Raw genomic sequence first — 16307 nt, 5'->3', positions numbered from 1 at the left:
CTGTCTTCCATTCGATTTGCCTGAATATGCTATAATAAACTAAACTTTTTGAAACGAGGAGAACCAAGATGTCACTACTTACCATTACCCCCCATCAGATCCGCGGGTTGTTGATCGAAGCAAATCTATTAAAAGAGTTTATCGGCCAAGAATGGCATTATACCGTTCCACAAGAAATGAACGACTTGATCTTTACCTCATTAAGTTATGATTCGCGTCAGACAGACGCAAATACGCTATTCTTCTGTAAAGGTGCCGCGTTCAAAGAAAGCTATTTGGAAAGTGCCGTTGCTCAGGGTCTTCAATGTTATGTTTCGGAACACCCTTATGAAAATTGTTCCGCCTATGGCATCATCGTTACAGATATCCGAGCAGCCATGGCTTGTATTGCCCAGGCTTTTTACAACAATCCGCAAGATCAGCTGTTTAAAATTGGAATCACAGGAACAAAAGGCAAAACGAGCTGTGCTTATTTTGTGCGGGAGATTTTAGCCAAAACAACCAATCAGAAAGTAGCTTTTTTCTCCTCTGAAGAAAATACTGTTGACGGAAAGAACTATCAGGAAGCAGTTTTGACGACTCCGGAAACGTTAGACTTGTATGCTATGATGGCCGAAGCAGTCGCTAATGGTATGACACATCTAGTAATGGAAGTCTCTTCCCAAGCTTATAAAACCAAACGTGTCTCTGGGATCACTTATGAAATTGGAATCTTTCTAAATATTTCGCCCGATCATATCGGTCCAGTAGAACATCCGGACTTTGATGATTATCTTTTCTGCAAACGCGAGTTGATCCACAATAGTAAACAAATGATCATTAACCGACAAAGCGATTATTTTGAACTATTAAAAGAAACTTGTGCTGCTCATCAAGTACCATTGATCACCTATGGCCAATGCGATGGAGATTATCAAGTATTACCAGCGGAATCGGGCGATCCTAAATCATTCCGCATCCATTCTGAAAAAGATATTCTTCTTGTGAATGGCGACTATCAGTTGGCTTTGCTAGGAGAATTCAATCACGACAATGCTACTGCTGCAATCGTTGCTGCTTGTCTTGCGGGAGCTACCCAAGAAGAAGCACAATCTGTCTTGCCTAATGTAACGATTCCAGGACGAATGATCGTTCTGGAAAAACAAAATGGCGCATTGATCATCGTTGATTATGCCCACAACTACTTAAGCTTTAAGTCATTGAGTGAGCTAGCCCATACATTGCGGCCAAAAGGACGGCTGATTTTTGTGACCGGCAGTGCCGGCGGCAAAGCAGAATCACGACGTCCTGACATGGGTCGAGCGCTTTCTGAGTATGCAGATAAAGTCTATTTAACTTCTGATGACCCTAACTTTGAGGATCCTCGTGCTATTGCTGCCGAGATAGCCGCTGCGATCACTGCACCTACTGTCATTATTGAAGAACAGATGGACCGCAGCCTTGCGGTCCAATCAGCGGTTGCTGAAGCCGCTAGTCAAGATATCGTGATTCTAGCTGGTAAAGGCGCTGAGCAATATTTGAAAGTCAATGGTCAAAAAGAACCTTATGAAGGTGATTTGCAGATCGCTCAGCGTTTGCTTTGATTTTTTCATTGCCTCACCTATCCGTTAACAACAAACACCCAAAGAATGACAGCATCAAGCGGGTCATCCTTTGGGTGTTTATTTTTGTGTCTATGCAAATGCCTCTTAAAAAGTTCTTGATTTAAATACCTTGCTGAAAATTATGGTTGTTCATCCTCATAGGTTTCATAGACATAAGGAGCACCATCATAGCGAAATTCTGTCGAGATTGCTGCGTCCAAATCTTCGGTATACATGAATTTGCTGAAAGGAAACAGAAAGACTTCGCCGTCTTTCGTTTTTTCCGCTTCCACTCGGTAAATTAGCTGGTCCGCAGTCAATTGCTGATTCAGCTGTTCCAGCACGTCATCGATCACTTCTTCTTCTTGGTAACCTGCTTTTGCTACTCGTTGATAATCATTGAAAAAAGCCTCTTGACCTTCAAAAGATTGATAGTCCATTTTTATTCCTTCTTTCTGCGCTTTCATTTGCGTTAATTCTATTATACGAGACCCCTCTTAGTTCAGCGAATGATTTGATTGCCGTTTCACTTAGAAAGAGTCAGCTGACTAGAAAAATATGTCAAATTCATTTCAAGTGTATTACGAATCAATGATTTGACAAAATCGCATTGAAGACTTTTTCATTTTTTGTATAATGGGACATAGAGAATATTAAAGGGGCAGACGCAATGAACAGCACAAAGAAAAAAATCTTCTTTGGAACAGGGGCAACAGTAGGTTTTCTAGCAATGATCGCATTGGTCGGACAATTTTTAGTAGCAAACCACTTGATCGGCACAAATGATACTTCCACAGAAATCTTCACTCGCGCAACATATCCAAATGGCTTTCTATTGGTGATCTTTATTCCATTAGTGGCTACAGCTGTATTGTTTTACGGCATTATTCGCAAAAAATAGTATGCAGCGGCAGTTGATGTTTGCATCAGCTGAACCGCTGCTTTTTTGTACAAAAAAAGCGAGGACAGAAGTGTTAAACTCCGAGAAATAAGAAGGACTACACAGAAATTGCTTTTCAAATTTTTGGGTATTTCGACTTATTTCTCGGAGTTGCATCTGCTCCGACCGTTTAGACATGTTTAGAGGGACTGTGCCATAAGTCATCATCCAACAAGTTAAACCGAATAATAGTCTATTGCTAGGATAGATTCCTCTGACTTTTGCGACGAGGAGTCCCTGCACCGCAGGAGCAATAATCATTAATGTTCGGATAGTTTTACTTGTAGGAGACTTATGGCACAGTCCCTCTTTTCAATTAATTAGCGACGATATTGACCAATTTATTTGGTACAACGATGATTTTGCGAATCGTTTTTCCATTCAATTGTTCTTTTACCAGTTCATTTGATTGAGCTAACTGTTCGAGCGTCGCTTTGTCTGCATCCGCAGGAACTTTAGCTTTTGCGCGAACTTTGCCGTTCACTTGGAATACCACTTCGATTTCATCTTCGACTAGCGCACTTTCATCATAAGTTGGCCATGGCACATAAGAGATGCCCTCTTTATTTCCGAGAATTGCCCATAGTTCTTCACCGATATGAGGGGCAATCGGTGCCAACAATTGGACAAATCCAGCAACATATTCATATGGTAGTGCATCGGACTTATATGCTTCGTTCACAAAGACCATCAGCTGTGAAATAGCCGTGTTGAAATGAAGCTGTTCAAAATCTTCGGTAACTTTTTTAACTGTTTGGTTGTAAACTTTACTTAGTTTGCCATCATTGAATGTAGTAATTCGATCACGCATTTTGCCATTTTCATCCACGATCAAACGCCAAACGCGGTCTAGGAATTTACGGCTACCTTCCAAGCCGTTTTCATTCCAAGCGATCGATGCATCTAATGGACCCATGAACATTTCATACATGCGCAGTGTATCTGCTCCGTATTGTTCGATGACATCATCCGGATTTACGACGTTTCCGCGAGACTTCGACATTTTTTCATTGTTTTCCCCAAGAATCATCCCTTGATTGAATAATTTCTGGAATGGTTCTTTTGTCGGTACGACACCAAGATCATAAAGGAACTTATGCCAGAAACGAGCATAAAGTAAATGAAGCACCGCATGTTCTGCCCCACCAATATAGATATCTACTGGTAACCAGCGTTTCAATTTGTCAAAATCGGCTAAGCGATTCTTATTGTGAGGGTCGATAAACCGCAAGAAATACCAAGAACTCCCCGCCCATTGCGGCATCGTATTCGTTTCACGACGTCCCTTCATGCCTGTTTCTGGATCAACGACATTGACCCACTCGCTGACATTCGCCAATGGCGATTCACCTGTACCACTTGGCTTGATATTATCGGTTTTTGGCAAGCGTAGTGGCAATTGCTCTTCCGGAAGAGTGGTTGTAGTACCGTCTTCCCAATGAATGATCGGGATAGGCTCACCCCAGTAACGCTGCCGAGAAAACAGCCAGTCTCGCAGACGGTAGCTGATTTCTTTTTTACCGACTCCTTGTTCTTCTAACCAGTGGTTCATTTTTTCAATTGCAGCTTCTTTATCTAGACCATCCAGAAACTCTGAATTGATATGAGGACCGTCTTCAGTATAAGCAGCTTCTTCAACGTCTCCCCCAGCCAGAACAGAAATGATTTCTAACCCAAAAGCTTTTGCAAATTCATGGTCACGTTCGTCATGAGCTGGCACAGCCATGATCGCACCAGTACCATATGAAGCCAACACATAGTCAGCAATCCAAATTGGCACTTCTTTCCCATTCGCTGGATTGACCGCATAGGCCCCTGTGAAGACACCCGTCTTTTCTTTAGACAAATCGGTCCGATTCAAATCGGACTTCTTCGCTGTTTCTGCTACATATGCCTCAACTGCTGCTTTTTGCTCCGGTGTAGTGATGGCTTGTACCAACTCATGTTCAGGAGCCAAAACCGTATAAGTGGCACCGAACAATGTATCTGGTCGTGTCGTAAAGACGGTGAATGCTGCATCGCTACCCGCTACTTTGAAGGTGACATTGGCACCCACAGAACGACCGATCCAATTCCGCTGCATTTCTTTGATGCTCTCAGGCCAATCAACTTCTTCTAGATCATCTAGCAAGCGATCCGCATAAGCCGTGATCTTCAACATCCACTGACGCATAGGTTTGCGAATAACATCGTAGCCGCCGCGTTCACTTTTGCCATCGATCACTTCTTCATTGGCGATAACCGTTCCTAACTCTGGAACCCAATTGACAGGAACCTCGGCTTCATAAGCCAATCCTTTTTCATAAAGTTTGGTAAAAATCCATTGCGTCCATTTATAGTACTCAGGATCTGTCGTGTTGATCTCACGATTCCAATCGTAACTAAACCCCAGTGAATTGATTTGACGACGGAATGTTTCAATATTTTTTTTCGTAAACTCGGCCGGATCATTCCCCGTGTCCAATGCATATTGTTCAGCAGGCAACCCAAAAGCATCCCAGCCCATGGGATGAAGAACGTTGAATCCTTGGCTGCGCTTGAAGCGGCTTAGAATATCCGTCGCTGTATATCCTTCTGGATGCCCTACGTGCAATCCTTGTCCAGAAGGATATGGGAACATGTCTAACGCATAAAACTTTGGTTTATCCGGTTGATCGTGGGTATTGAACTCATTTTTCTTAGCCCAATATTTTTGCCATTTTTTTTCAATTTCTTTGTGATTGTAGTTCACTATGGACGCCTCCTAAAAATTGGTGCTCTGACTTGATCAAAAATCAGCAGAACTTAAAAAAAAGTCCTATAAAAATCACTATTGATTTTTATAGGACGTTATAAACGTGGTACCACCTAATTTTATCTGTTATGAAACAGACCTCGATGTGTTAACGACCATCGCCGTATCTGCCTACTTTGAGCGGTTCTGAGAAACACTCATTTCAGTCAAATATCACTTGAAGGCGAGTTCGAAAGGTCTTCTGTGCATTTCCACCAGCCATGCACTCTCTTGATTCCAACACGTTTCTACTATTCCTTCTCAAATGTGAAAGATTCTTTGCACTTATCCTATCAAAAAAACAGCGGAATAGCAATCTATTTTACGCGAACGCTTTGGCCAGGATAAACAAAGTTGTCTTTAATGTTATTCCATTGAATAAATTGATCTCTGGAAATACCAAATTTATCCGCAATTCCCCAGACAGAATCGCCAGATACTACGGTATAGTTGCTCGTACTTGCCGTCTGATTCGCAGCCGTTGCCGTACCGCTGACCCGTACGCTTTGACCAGGATAGACGTAATCATTTTTGATATTGTTCCAACTGCGGAATTGGTCCATCGTGATACCAAATTTATTAGCAATCGACCAAACCGAGTCCCCTGACGCAACGGTATACTTTTGACTGCCAGCTGATGAAGAAATGCTCGTAGAAGCTGTGGTCGGGCTACTTGTCTGTTTATTTCCAGAATTTTTTACGACTAAGCGTTGACCAGGATAAATAAAGTCATTTTTGATATTGTTCCAGCTGCGCAATTGATCCATCGTGATGCCATGCTTATTCGCCACACTCCAAACCGAGTCCCCTGACGCAACGGTATAACTACCAGCATTGGTTACAGAACTTATTGCTGTAGTCTTGTTGGCCTGACTTTTTGACCCAGTACCATTTTTTACGACTAAGTGTTGACCAGGATAAATAAAGTCATTTTTGATATTGTTCCAGTTGCGCAATTGATCCATCGTGATGCCATGCTTATTCGCCACACTCCAAACCGAGTCCCCTGACGCAACGGTATAACTACCAGCATTGGTTACAGAACTTATTGCTGTAGTCTTGTTGGCCTGACTTTTTGACCCAGTACCATTTTTTACGACTAAGTGTTGACCAGGATAAATAAAGTCATTTTTGATATTGTTCCAGTTGCGCAATTGGTCCATCGTGATACTATGCTTGTTCGCCACACTCCAAACCGAGTCCCCTGAAGCAACAGTATAACTACCAGCACTTGCTGTCGTGGTAGATATGGTCCCTGTATTCGTCGTTTGTTTGGCAGTACCACCATTGATCGTCAGTTTTTGTCCTGGGTAGATAAAATTATTGCGAATATTGTTCCAGCTACATAGCTGATCCATTGTGATGCCGAATTTATTAGCGATTCCCCAGACAGAATCCCCTGACGCAACTGTATAGCCTTGACTACCAGAAGAAACTGACGATGTCGCTGCTGGCTTGCTGACAGGATTTGTAGCGGTATTAGGCGTACTGACCGTTGCTCCACCACCGGCATTGCCTGAAGCTGGTGTATCATATTTAGTCAAGCCATACTGCTGGATCACCGTATTCAATGAAGAAGCATAGTTGGGAGCTGTTGCGTAACGCCCCGTCAACCATTGGGTTGCATCACGGTAAGAAGACGTATTGCTCTTCCAAGCACCTGCATAATAATAATTACCGTTTCCTAGCGAAACATTTCTTAATGTTCGTGCGTTGTCTTCAAAAGATTCTTTGTAAGAAGGGTATTTTTTGAAGGGTTCTTTCATAGTCAACCATTGATTGTTTAAATACTCTGCTGTGTTCATATAGACTGTCTGACCATTATGACTGCCCTTGATTCCAAAAAGATTATGGTTAGGTGATTGGGACAGGGCACTTCTTCCCCAGCCGCTTTCAAGAATGGCTTGTGCGATCATGACTGAAGCATAAAGATCATTTGCTTGGGCAACAGGCTGTGCATAAGTTGCGATTTCTGTAATGAATGCTGCTGTATTAGGTGCAGCAAAGTTACTTCTCACCACAGTATTTTCTACGGCATCCGCTTGAACTGGAGTCAGCAAAGGCGCTACTACTGAGCAAGCGGTTATGGTTGTCCCTACAACAGCGGCACTTTTTCTCATCGTTTGATAAAATTCACTGGACTGTCCTTCTCTGCGACGCTCTTTGCGCGATAAACTCATGTTCATGAACGTTCCTCCGTCTTCTATTTTTTTCCTACGTTTAGTATACAATTTCTTAAGATTTTATAAAAGTTATTTCCTTCTTTTCGCCAAACTGTAAACTCTTTGTAATCTAACGTACATTATTCGAAAGAAGAAGTAAGCAACAATTTCTTGTTATACAATATTGTCCCTCAAGAAACACCCCTGCGCCACTGTCTTTTGTCCCTCCAAGATAAATGGTATAATAGACAATAGACTCACTATGTTTGCCTGTAGAAATGAGGATTTTTTTATGAACAAAAAACTGTATTATCAATTCGCCGGCAGCTGTTTTTTGCTGCTCTTTGCCTTTTTAGGCTATGTTGTCAAATTCTATCCAACTTGGCTGAATCCTTTCGATGAAAGTAGCACTCGTTTGATCCGTAGCGGTTACCCTTTTTTGACTGACTTTTTCCTATGGGTGACCAAGTTTGCTAATCCAGTAACGATTGGGCTGCTTTTCATTGTTGTATTGGTCGTGTTGCTTATCAATCGCTTCTATTCCGAAGCACTGTGGCTCAGTTTCGGTACGATTGGCATCTCAGCGGTCTTCAATCCGTTGATTAAATTATTCTTTATGCGAGAAAGACCAACACTGGAACATTTAGTGTTGGAGACAAGCTCTAGTTTTCCTAGCGGACACTCCACTGGCAGCATGGTATTTTATGGAACCTTACTTTTGCTGATTCCTGTCTTTTTCCAGTCACAAGCGTTACGCTGGGGTATGAGAATCTTGCTTGGCTTACTGATTTTTCTGATCGGTATCAGTCGGATCTATCTAGGTGTTCACTTTCCTAGCGACGTACTCGGCGGATTTTGTGTGGGACTCTCTTGGCTGTTACTGACCTATCCGTACTATTTAGAAAAGCGTTTTGTCTGGCGTTTCCAACAAAAACAATCTTAGAAAAAAGAAAAGAAGGTAAAATCCATGAATTCATTCCCCTATGCCGAAAATCAGCATAAACGTTACCATTCTTGGAATTATGCATTGCGTCAGGAATTTGGTGAAAAAATCTTTAAAGTACCGATCGATGCTGGCTTCGACTGTCCCAATCGAGATGGTACTGTTGCAAAAGGTGGTTGTACCTTTTGCAGCGTATCTGGTTCAGGCGACATGATCGTTGCACCTGAAGCCCCGCTGCCCGTTCAATTTCATAAAGAAATCGATATGATGCACAAAAAATGGCCCCATGTCGATAAGTACATCGTTTATTTCCAAAATTTCACCAATACCCATGCCCCAGCTGCAGTCATTCGAGAGCGGTTTGAACAAGTTTTGACCATGCCAGGTGTCGTTGGTGTTTCTATCGGTACACGTCCTGACTGTCTTCCAGACGATGTGGTAGACTATCTAGCTGAATTGAACCAACGCTTTTATTTGTGGGTGGAGTTAGGGTTACAAACAACCTTTGAAACCACCAGCAACGCAATCAACCGTGCGCATGATTATCAAACATATCTTGATGGTGTCGCTAAATTGAGAAAACATGGCATTCAGGTTTGTACCCATTTGATCAATGGACTCCCTGGTGAAACATTAGAAATGATGCGGGAAAATGTGCGGAAAACAATCTTGGACTCAGATATTCAAGGGATCAAACTCCATCTCTTGCATTTGATGCGAAATACCCGCATGCTCCGGGACTATCATGAAGGCAAGCTGCAATTGATGCAAAGAGAGACTTATGTCTCTTTGATTTGCGACCAACTAGAAATGATTCCTGCGGAGATCATCATTCATCGTCTGACAGGTGACGCTCCTTGGGATGCTTTGATTGGACCTATGTGGAGTCTCAAAAAATGGGAAGTCTTGAATGAGATCGATAAAGAAATGCTGCGCCGCGACTCCTATCAAGGAAAATTTGATGTTAGAAAAGAGGCTATCTATGCTACAAACAGCCATGCGTTATAGCCACACCCTTTTACAAGAAGTCGTCAAACCCGGACAGACCGTAGTTGATGCCACCATGGGAAATGGCCATGATACCGAGCTGTTGGCAACACTAGTCGGACCTGAAGGCAAAGTCTATGCCTTTGATATTCAGGAACAAGCAGTGACCACAACAAAAGAACGCTTGTTAGCAAAAGGACTCCTGCCGCAAGTTGAACTGATCCACCAAGGACATGAAACAGTAGCGGATTACGTCCCTGATGCCGTTCATGCAGCTATTTTCAATCTAGGTTACTTACCAAAGAGCGATAAAAAAATCATTACTTTACCTGAGACGACCGAACAGGCACTGCAAGCGTTGATCCAACGTATTGTTCCTTGCGGTCGGATCATCCTTGTATGCTATTATGGCCACGAAGGCGGACCTGAAGAGTTAGAAGCTGTTCATCGCTTTTGTCGTCAATTACCACAAGCGCAATTTAACGTGCTGTCCTATCAATTCATCAATCAGCGCAACCAACCACCAGTCCTGTTTTGTATCGAACGAAAAAAAACATCAGAGAACCGTTGACTATTCTTCGGTCTCTGATGTTTTTTATTTTCCTTCAACGAGCCAGTTTAATACCCGTTGGATCCACTGATCCCAAAATTGCCAATCGTGATCTCCGGAACCAGACTCAAATGTCACTGCCAAGTCACGTTCCTGCATTTTTGCAACTGCATATTCACTTGCAGGAAACAGTTGGTCTTCTGTTCCACAACTAATATAAAAGCGCGGTGCCTTTTGCGGATCAATCGTATCGATCAAATGGATCAAATCATTCTCTGAACCTTGAAACTGATCCAATGGGCCAAAAATCCCTTCCCAGTAAGAAGTATTTCGAATCTTTAAAAGAGAATCCATGCTTTCAGCAATCGCTAAAGCCCCGGACAAAGAGGCAACGGCAGCAAAACTCTCTGGTTTACGCAAACCCAACTTAACAGCACCATAGCCCCCCATAGATAGACCAGCAGCAAATGTCTTCTCCCGATCACTGCTCAATTGAGGAAACAGCTCTCGGCAGATTTGCGGTAACTCTTCTGCAACAAAGGTCCAGTACTTCATATCATAAGTTGTATCTGTATACCAAGCCAAATCAGTCGAAGGCATGATCACTGCCATTTGATAGTCGCTCACATAGCGCTCGATCGAAGTTCGTCTTTCCCAGACACTATGATTACCGCCCATTCCATGTAATAGATATAGAACTGGTAATTCTTTTTGATCATTTTTTGTAGTTGTACCTACCTTTTTGATGGTAGTTTGGGGGAGAATCACGTTTACCATTACTTCCATTTCAAGAACATTTGAATAGATATTTGCTTGTATAAAAGCCATCAAATCACCTGCGATTCTTTTTTTATCATTGTACCAGATTCTCGCCGAATTGTACGGGCAAACACCAAAGCAAGCACAATCAGCAACAATCCTAATCCATATACCCAATGTAATCCATCGTACAAAATTCCTCGTAATTGAAGCAGAATGTCTGTTGAAAGTTTCTTAGCAGCAGTTGGGTCCACTAAGCGATTCATGATTTCCTGATCTTGAATACCTGCTTCTTTCAATCCAAAATTATTGCTGATATTCAAGACGATCCCGAAAACAGAAACCATGATTGTCTGACCAATTGTTCTTAATAGCGTATTGAAGGAGGTCGCTACCCCAATTTGTGAATGAGGAACACTCGTTTGAGCAGTCACGGTACAAACGACCATCGTCGCTCCCAATCCGATTCCGGTAATTGAAGAGATTCCTAAAAACCAGAGAAAAGACGTTTTCATTGGGGTAATAAAAAGCCAGATTGCGCCAACAAGCGTAATTAATAGACTAGCCGTTAGGACCCATGAAACCGACCGCTTCAGCAACCAGCGGCTAGCTAGAAATGAGCCGACCATCCATAAAATCGATAACGGTGCTAGTACAAGACCACCGATACCTGCACTCATTCCTAAGACTCCTTGCATCCACATTGGGATATACACATCGATACCCATCAAAAAACCGCTAGCTAGTGCTGCAACAATATTTACTACCACAAAAGTTCTAGAATGGAATAACGCTAAATCAATTAATGGATCTGCTGCTTTTTTCTCTACTCGATAAAACAGCAGGAATGTTACAATAGCCAAAATCAGTAAGCTTACCACAGCAACACTTAACCCCTGATCGCCTAGTAACTGAAACCCTAAAAGCAGAGAAACTAATGTGACCATCATCAAAAAACTACCAAGTAAATCCATTTTCTCAGATTTCTTCGTCTTTTTGTTTTCATGAAAATAAAACCAAATCATGCCAAGAAGAAACACACCAATCGGCACATTAATAAAAAAGATCCAGTGCCAACCGACTGTATCAACAATCATACCACCAGCTAATGGACCGACGACACTAGCAATCCCCCAAGCAGTACTGTTCAAACCCAAGACTTTCGCTCTCTTTTCTACAGGGTACAAGTCGGCGATGATCGTCAATGCAACAGGCATCATCGCACCAGCCCCGATTCCTTGAACAGCTCTCGAAAGGATGAGTGTCAGCATGCTGTTTGACAAGCCACAGAGTGCGGAACCAATCATAAAGAGCAGTGTCCCAAATAAAAAAATCGGTTTACGACCAATGGTATCGGCAAGTTTACCGTAAATGGGTGTCAACATAGCACTAGTCAATAAGTAAATCGAAAAAACCCAATTCATGATCTCGATCCCGTGTAAAGAACCAACGATCGTCGGCATAGCAGTCGTAATGATCGTCCCTTCGATAGCCGTCATAAATGTTGCAACAAAAACAGCAATCGTCACACGTGTCACATTCGTTTTCATCATTCTCCCCCTCTTCTAAGTCAAAAAAAAGAACCTCTATTGATTTACATCAACAGAGGTCGCCTCTTTATTCCTTCACACTTGCCAATAAAGCATCCACTTTATCTGTTTGTTCCCATGGCAAGTCGATATCTGTACGACCAAAATGTCCATATGCCGCTGTCTGACGATAAATCGGACGACGTAGATTCAACATTTCTATAATTCCAGCTGGCCGCAGATCAAAATTCTCTCTTACAGCTTGGATCAATTTCTCTTGACTGACTTTTCCGGTTCCAAACGTATCAATTCGAATCGATACAGGTTGTGCTACACCAATCGCATAAGCTAGCTGAACCTCTACCTTTCGGGCAAGTTTCGCTGCAACGATATTTTTAGCAATATAGCGTGCAGCATAACTAGCAGAACGGTCAACTTTTGTTGCATCTTTCCCAGAAAATGCGCCACCGCCATGTCTTGCATATCCACCATAAGTATCTACGATGATTTTTCTACCAGTCAATCCGGCATCCCCTTGAGGCCCACCGATGACAAATCGTCCTGTCGGATTGATATAATATTTTGTTTCATCGTCTAAAAGAGAAGCTGGTATCACTTCTTTAATCACTTTTTCAATAACGTCATGACGAATCGTTTCATTGTCTACTGCATCATCATGCTGTGTGCTGATAACAACTGTATCCACTCGACGAGGCTGATCTTGATCATCATACTCGACAGTTACTTGGGATTTTGCGTCAGGACGCAAATAGGTCAATTCATTCGTTTTACGCAGTTCTGCTAATCGCCGAACAAGACGGTGACTCAATGCAATTGGTAATGGCATCAATTCTGGTGTTTCATCAACAGCAAAACCAAACATCAATCCTTGATCTCCGGCACCGATTTCTTCTTCATTCGCTTCATCGCGTACTTCTAATGCATTGTCAACGCCTTGAGCAATATCAGGTGATTGTTCATCAATGGCTACCAATACCGCCACAGTGTCACCATCAAAGCCGAATTTTGCCCGTGTATAACCGATTCCTTTGATGGTTTCGCGAACAATTTTTTGAATATCTACATAGGCACTTGTCGAGATTTCGCCAAAAACCAATACTAATCCGGTCGTCACCGAGGTTTCGCAGGCAACCCGTGCCATTGGATCTTCAGCAAGCAGCGCATCTAAAATAGCATCACTGATTTGATCAGCCACTTTATCTGGATGTCCTTCAGATACAGATTCTGAAGTAAATAAATGTTTCTCTGTCATTTTTTGTATTCCCCCTAAATTTCGATTCGGTTACAAGGCATCTTCGCAGCTGCGAATCCTTTCGGGAACTTGCAACGGACTGATTATAACAAATTTTGACCTACTGTGCCTAATTTATGGAAAAACTTTTAAAATTGCCTTTTTTAAAACATAAAAAAAAAGCATTCCAAAGGATGCTTTCATGATCCGTACGGGATTCGAACCCGTGTTACCGCCGTGAAAGGGCGGTGTCTTAACCACTTGACCAACGGACCAAGTAAAATTCAATGGGCCTAAATGGACTCGAACCATCGACCTCACGCTTATCAGGCGTGCGCTCTAACCAGCTGAGCTATAGGCCCAAAATAAAAAAACTAAAGCGGGTGACGAGAATCGAACTCGCGACAACAGCTTGGAAGGCTGTGGTTTTACCACTAAACTACACCCGCAAGATGGCGCGGGACAGAATCGAACTGCCGACACATGGAGCTTCAATCCATTGCTCTACCAACTGAGCTACCGAGCCATAACGGTTCCGACGGGAATCGAACCCGCGATCTCCTGCGTGACAGGCAGGCATGTTAACCCCTACACCACGGAACCATATTTAGTTTTTTTGATTGCGGGAGCAGGATTTGAACCTACGACCTTCGGGTTATGAGCCCGACGAGCTACCAGACTGCTCCATCCCGCGATAATAAATTACTAATTACAATAGCTGCTTTAAGTAATTAAAAGCTGGACTCATTGATCTACAATCCGATCAAGAGTTCAGTAAAGGAGGATAAGGGATTCGAACCCTTGCACGGTTTTACCCGCCTGACGGTTTTCAAGACCGTTCCCTTCAGCCGGACTTGGGTAATCCTCCAAAAAGTGTTGCAATGATCCGTACGGGACTCGAACCCGTGTTACCGCCGTGAAAGGGCGGTGTCTTAACCACTTGACCAACGGACCGCTAAAACGGAGAAGGAGGGATTTGAACCCTCGCGCCGGTTTCCCGACCTACACCCTTAGCAGGGGCGCCTCTTCAGCCACTTGAGTACTTCCCCAAATGTAACAAAATATATAGTTCAATGGGCCTAAATGGACTCGAACCATCGACCTCACGCTTATCAGGCGTGCGCTCTAACCAGCTGAGCTATAGGCCCAAAAAATAAAAACTAAAGCGGGTGACGAGAATCGAACTCGCGACAACAGCTTGGAAGGCTGTGGTTTTACCACTAAACTACACCCGCATGGCGGTCTGGACGGGACTCGAACCCGCGACCTCCTGCGTGACAGGCAGGCATTCTAACCAACTGAACTACCAAACCATATTTTAGTTTTTATTTGACGCTTCTATTGTATTAACAGAAGCAATTGCGGGAGCAGGATTTGAACCTACGACCTTCGGGTTATGAGCCCGACGAGCTACCAGACTGCTCCATCCCGCGATAATAAATTACTAATTAAGCAATAGCTGCTTTAAGTAATTAAAAGCTGTACTCATTGATCTACAATCCGATCAAGAATCCAGTAAAGGAGGATAAGGGATTCGAACCCTTGCACGGTTTTACCCGCCTGACGGTTTTCAAGACCGTTCCCTTCAGCCGGACTTGGGTAATCCTCCAACATATACAATGCCACAATGGACCTTGTAGGACTCGAACCTACGACCGGACGGTTATGAGCCGTCTGCTCTAACCAACTGAGCTAAAGGTCCAGGCTCTTAATAATCGCGGCGGAGGGGATCGAACCCCCGACCTCCCGGGTATGAACCGGACGCTCTAGCCAGCTGAGCTACACCGCGAAAAAATCATTTATTCAAATGATATGGAGCCTAGCGGGATCGAACCGCTGACCTCCTGCGTGCAAAGCAGGCGCTCTCCCAGCTGAGCTAAGGCCCCTTTTGAAAATATAATCGGGAAGACAGGATTCGAACCTGCGACCCCTTGGTCCCAAACCAAGTGCTCTACCAAGCTGAGCTACTTCCCGTTGCTAAAAACGCGCCCAAGAGGAGTCGAACCCCTAACCTTTTGATCCGTAGTCAAACACTCTATCCAATTGAGCTATGGGCGCATATTAAGAAATGCCGAGGACCGGAATCGAACCGGTACGGTGATCACTCACCGCAGGATTTTAAGTCCTGTGCGTCTGCCAGTTCCGCCACCCCGGCTGATTGCGATGGCAAAAGCGGAAAACGGGGTTCGAACCCGCGACCCCCACCTTGGCAAGGTGGTGCTCTACCACTGAGCTATTTCCGCGTATTCCTGATGCCGGCTAAAGGACTTGAACCCTCGACCCTCTGATTACAAATCAGATGCTCTACCAACTGAGCTAAGCCGGCAATGAAGTGCGGGTGAAGGGACTTGAACCCCCACGCCCGAAGGCGCTAGATCCTAAATCTAGTGCGTCTGCCAATTCCGCCACACCCGCATAGGTTATTACTATGAGCCGTACAGGGCTCGAACCTGTGACCCTCTGATTAAAAGTCAGATGCTCTACCAACTGAGCTAACGGCTCATATGGGGGTTAACGGGTTCGAACCGCTGACCCTCTGCTTGTAAGGCAGATGCTCTCCCAGCTGAGCTAAACCCCCATAATTTAAAAAAAACGCGTGGCGACGTCCTACTCTCACAAAGGGAAACCCTTCACTACAATCGGCGCTAAGAAGCTTAACTTCTGTGTTCGGCATGGTTACAGGTGTATCCTTCTCGCTATCGCCACCACACTATTCAATTGAGTAAGTATTGCTCACTCAAAACTGGATCGAAGAATCAAAACTCTTCCGAGTTTCCTTGCTTTTTTCAATTGTGGTTAAGTCCTCGATCGATTAGTATCAGTCCGCTC

General features: G+C 43.6%; 11 protein-coding genes, 25 tRNA genes, 2 rRNA genes, 1 riboswitch and 1 other annotated feature (1 of these 40 only partly in view). Of the genes, 5 read left to right on the top strand and 33 right to left on the bottom strand.

Annotation, left to right across the window (positions count from 1 at the left end; genetic code table 11):
• The first annotated feature begins 68 nt into the window (after positions 1 to 68).
• The gene (murE, locus tag IGJ45_RS01130; RefSeq protein WP_003128415.1) at positions 69 to 1583 is read left to right on the top strand and encodes a UDP-N-acetylmuramyl-tripeptide synthetase; all 1515 of its coding nucleotides are present in this window, start codon (positions 69 to 71) and stop codon (positions 1581 to 1583) included.
• Between the two features lie 140 nt (positions 1584 to 1723).
• On the opposite strand, the gene IGJ45_RS01125 is transcribed toward murE, so the two are convergent.
• Positions 1724 to 2023: a DUF5960 family protein gene (locus IGJ45_RS01125; protein WP_005472910.1), complete on the bottom strand. Its 300-nt coding sequence runs from the start codon at positions 2021 to 2023 to the stop codon at positions 1724 to 1726.
• A 230-nt stretch (positions 2024 to 2253) separates the two neighbouring features.
• Here IGJ45_RS01125 and IGJ45_RS01120 point away from each other — a divergent pair, with 230 nt between their 5' ends.
• Positions 2254 to 2484 carry a hypothetical protein gene (locus tag IGJ45_RS01120; protein ID WP_003128412.1) on the top strand — a complete coding sequence of 77 codons (231 nt, stop codon included), beginning with the start codon at positions 2254 to 2256 and terminating at the stop codon, positions 2482 to 2484.
• Positions 2485 to 2839: 355 nt separating this feature from the next.
• On the opposite strand, the gene leuS is transcribed toward IGJ45_RS01120, so the two are convergent.
• Positions 2840 to 5254 (bottom strand): leucine--tRNA ligase, encoded by a 2415-nt coding sequence (gene leuS, locus IGJ45_RS01115; RefSeq protein ID WP_409531528.1) that lies wholly within the window; start codon positions 5252 to 5254, stop codon positions 2840 to 2842.
• A gap of 88 nt (positions 5255 to 5342) precedes the next feature.
• Positions 5343 to 5570 (bottom strand) — a binding site (T-box leader).
• Between the two features lie 43 nt (positions 5571 to 5613).
• Positions 5614 to 7482 (bottom strand): LysM peptidoglycan-binding domain-containing protein, encoded by a 1869-nt coding sequence (locus IGJ45_RS01110; protein WP_423121556.1) that lies wholly within the window; start codon positions 7480 to 7482, stop codon positions 5614 to 5616.
• A gap of 268 nt (positions 7483 to 7750) precedes the next feature.
• Here IGJ45_RS01110 and IGJ45_RS01105 point away from each other — a divergent pair, with 268 nt between their 5' ends.
• Genes IGJ45_RS01105 through IGJ45_RS01095 form a run of 3 tightly spaced genes read left to right on the top strand, consistent with a single transcriptional unit; the run spans position 7751 to position 9959 of the window.
• A complete protein-coding gene (locus IGJ45_RS01105) occupies positions 7751 to 8401 on the top strand; it encodes a phosphatase PAP2 family protein (RefSeq protein ID WP_003128409.1) in 651 nt (216 codons plus the stop codon).
• A 24-nt stretch (positions 8402 to 8425) separates the two neighbouring features.
• Positions 8426 to 9409 (top strand): TIGR01212 family radical SAM protein, encoded by a 984-nt coding sequence (locus tag IGJ45_RS01100; RefSeq protein WP_029487327.1) that lies wholly within the window; start codon positions 8426 to 8428, stop codon positions 9407 to 9409.
• A complete protein-coding gene (locus IGJ45_RS01095) occupies positions 9384 to 9959 on the top strand; it encodes a tRNA (mnm(5)s(2)U34)-methyltransferase (protein ID WP_005472914.1) in 576 nt (191 codons plus the stop codon). The genes IGJ45_RS01100 and IGJ45_RS01095 overlap by 26 nt, the downstream gene beginning before the upstream one ends.
• Positions 9960 to 9983: 24 nt before the next feature.
• On the opposite strand, the gene IGJ45_RS01090 is transcribed toward IGJ45_RS01095, so the two are convergent.
• From IGJ45_RS01090 to IGJ45_RS00945, 30 genes are all read right to left on the bottom strand, one after another.
• On the bottom strand, positions 9984 to 10766 hold the full coding sequence (locus IGJ45_RS01090; RefSeq protein ID WP_021149016.1) for an alpha/beta hydrolase: 783 nt from the start codon (positions 10764 to 10766) through the stop codon (positions 9984 to 9986).
• Complete coding sequence (locus IGJ45_RS01085; RefSeq protein WP_409531577.1) at positions 10766 to 12247, bottom strand: MDR family MFS transporter; 1482 nt, start codon at positions 12245 to 12247, stop codon at positions 10766 to 10768. The genes IGJ45_RS01090 and IGJ45_RS01085 overlap by 1 nt, the downstream gene beginning before the upstream one ends.
• A gap of 67 nt (positions 12248 to 12314) precedes the next feature.
• On the bottom strand, positions 12315 to 13499 hold the full coding sequence (gene metK, locus IGJ45_RS01080; protein ID WP_003128403.1) for a methionine adenosyltransferase: 1185 nt from the start codon (positions 13497 to 13499) through the stop codon (positions 12315 to 12317).
• A riboswitch (SMK box riboswitch) is annotated at positions 13497 to 13579 on the bottom strand. (Overlaps the previous gene by 3 nt.)
• Positions 13580 to 13681: 102 nt before the next feature.
• A tRNA-Glu gene (locus IGJ45_RS01075) sits at positions 13682 to 13753 on the bottom strand.
• A 13-nt stretch (positions 13754 to 13766) separates the two neighbouring features.
• Positions 13767 to 13840, bottom strand: a tRNA-Ile gene (locus tag IGJ45_RS01070).
• A gap of 16 nt (positions 13841 to 13856) precedes the next feature.
• Positions 13857 to 13927: transfer RNA gene (locus IGJ45_RS01065), tRNA-Gly, on the bottom strand.
• Between the two features lie 4 nt (positions 13928 to 13931).
• Positions 13932 to 14004: transfer RNA gene (locus IGJ45_RS01060), tRNA-Phe, on the bottom strand.
• A gap of 4 nt (positions 14005 to 14008) precedes the next feature.
• Positions 14009 to 14081, bottom strand: a tRNA-Asp gene (locus tag IGJ45_RS01055).
• Positions 14082 to 14098: 17 nt separating this feature from the next.
• Positions 14099 to 14172, bottom strand: a tRNA-Met gene (locus IGJ45_RS01050).
• A gap of 84 nt (positions 14173 to 14256) precedes the next feature.
• Positions 14257 to 14346 (bottom strand) — tRNA-Ser (locus IGJ45_RS01045).
• Between the two features lie 14 nt (positions 14347 to 14360).
• Positions 14361 to 14432: transfer RNA gene (locus IGJ45_RS01040), tRNA-Glu, on the bottom strand.
• Positions 14433 to 14439: 7 nt separating this feature from the next.
• Positions 14440 to 14527 (bottom strand) — tRNA-Ser (locus IGJ45_RS01035).
• 25 nt (positions 14528 to 14552) lie between these two features.
• A tRNA-Ile gene (locus IGJ45_RS01030) sits at positions 14553 to 14626 on the bottom strand.
• A 16-nt stretch (positions 14627 to 14642) separates the two neighbouring features.
• Positions 14643 to 14713, bottom strand: a tRNA-Gly gene (locus IGJ45_RS01025).
• 1 nt (position 14714) lies between these two features.
• A tRNA-Asp gene (locus tag IGJ45_RS01020) sits at positions 14715 to 14791 on the bottom strand.
• 46 nt (positions 14792 to 14837) lie between these two features.
• A tRNA-Met gene (locus IGJ45_RS01015) sits at positions 14838 to 14911 on the bottom strand.
• 86 nt (positions 14912 to 14997) lie between these two features.
• A tRNA-Ser gene (locus IGJ45_RS01010) sits at positions 14998 to 15087 on the bottom strand.
• Between the two features lie 19 nt (positions 15088 to 15106).
• Positions 15107 to 15180, bottom strand: a tRNA-Ile gene (locus tag IGJ45_RS01005).
• Positions 15181 to 15193: 13 nt separating this feature from the next.
• A tRNA-Met gene (locus IGJ45_RS01000) sits at positions 15194 to 15267 on the bottom strand.
• A gap of 24 nt (positions 15268 to 15291) precedes the next feature.
• Positions 15292 to 15364 (bottom strand) — tRNA-Ala (locus IGJ45_RS00995).
• A 14-nt stretch (positions 15365 to 15378) separates the two neighbouring features.
• Positions 15379 to 15452: transfer RNA gene (locus tag IGJ45_RS00990), tRNA-Pro, on the bottom strand.
• A 10-nt stretch (positions 15453 to 15462) separates the two neighbouring features.
• Positions 15463 to 15536: transfer RNA gene (locus IGJ45_RS00985), tRNA-Arg, on the bottom strand.
• Positions 15537 to 15547: 11 nt separating this feature from the next.
• Positions 15548 to 15633, bottom strand: a tRNA-Leu gene (locus IGJ45_RS00980).
• 16 nt (positions 15634 to 15649) lie between these two features.
• Positions 15650 to 15721, bottom strand: a tRNA-Gly gene (locus tag IGJ45_RS00975).
• 10 nt (positions 15722 to 15731) lie between these two features.
• Positions 15732 to 15804, bottom strand: a tRNA-Thr gene (locus IGJ45_RS00970).
• Positions 15805 to 15811: 7 nt separating this feature from the next.
• Positions 15812 to 15893: transfer RNA gene (locus IGJ45_RS00965), tRNA-Leu, on the bottom strand.
• 14 nt (positions 15894 to 15907) lie between these two features.
• A tRNA-Lys gene (locus IGJ45_RS00960) sits at positions 15908 to 15980 on the bottom strand.
• Positions 15981 to 15983: 3 nt separating this feature from the next.
• Positions 15984 to 16056, bottom strand: a tRNA-Val gene (locus IGJ45_RS00955).
• Positions 16057 to 16072: 16 nt separating this feature from the next.
• Positions 16073 to 16188: ribosomal RNA gene (gene rrf / locus IGJ45_RS00950) — 5S ribosomal RNA — on the bottom strand.
• 82 nt (positions 16189 to 16270) lie between these two features.
• Positions 16271 to 16307, bottom strand: a 23S ribosomal RNA gene (locus IGJ45_RS00945); it runs 2878 nt beyond the window's last position.

This window comes from Enterococcus sp. DIV0574, from assembly GCF_051711125.1.
In the GTDB taxonomy this organism is placed as follows: domain Bacteria; phylum Bacillota; class Bacilli; order Lactobacillales; family Enterococcaceae; genus Enterococcus_D; species Enterococcus_D gallinarum.
Note: the sequence above shows the minus strand (reverse complement) of the source record. Positions and strands in the feature narration are given on the sequence as shown.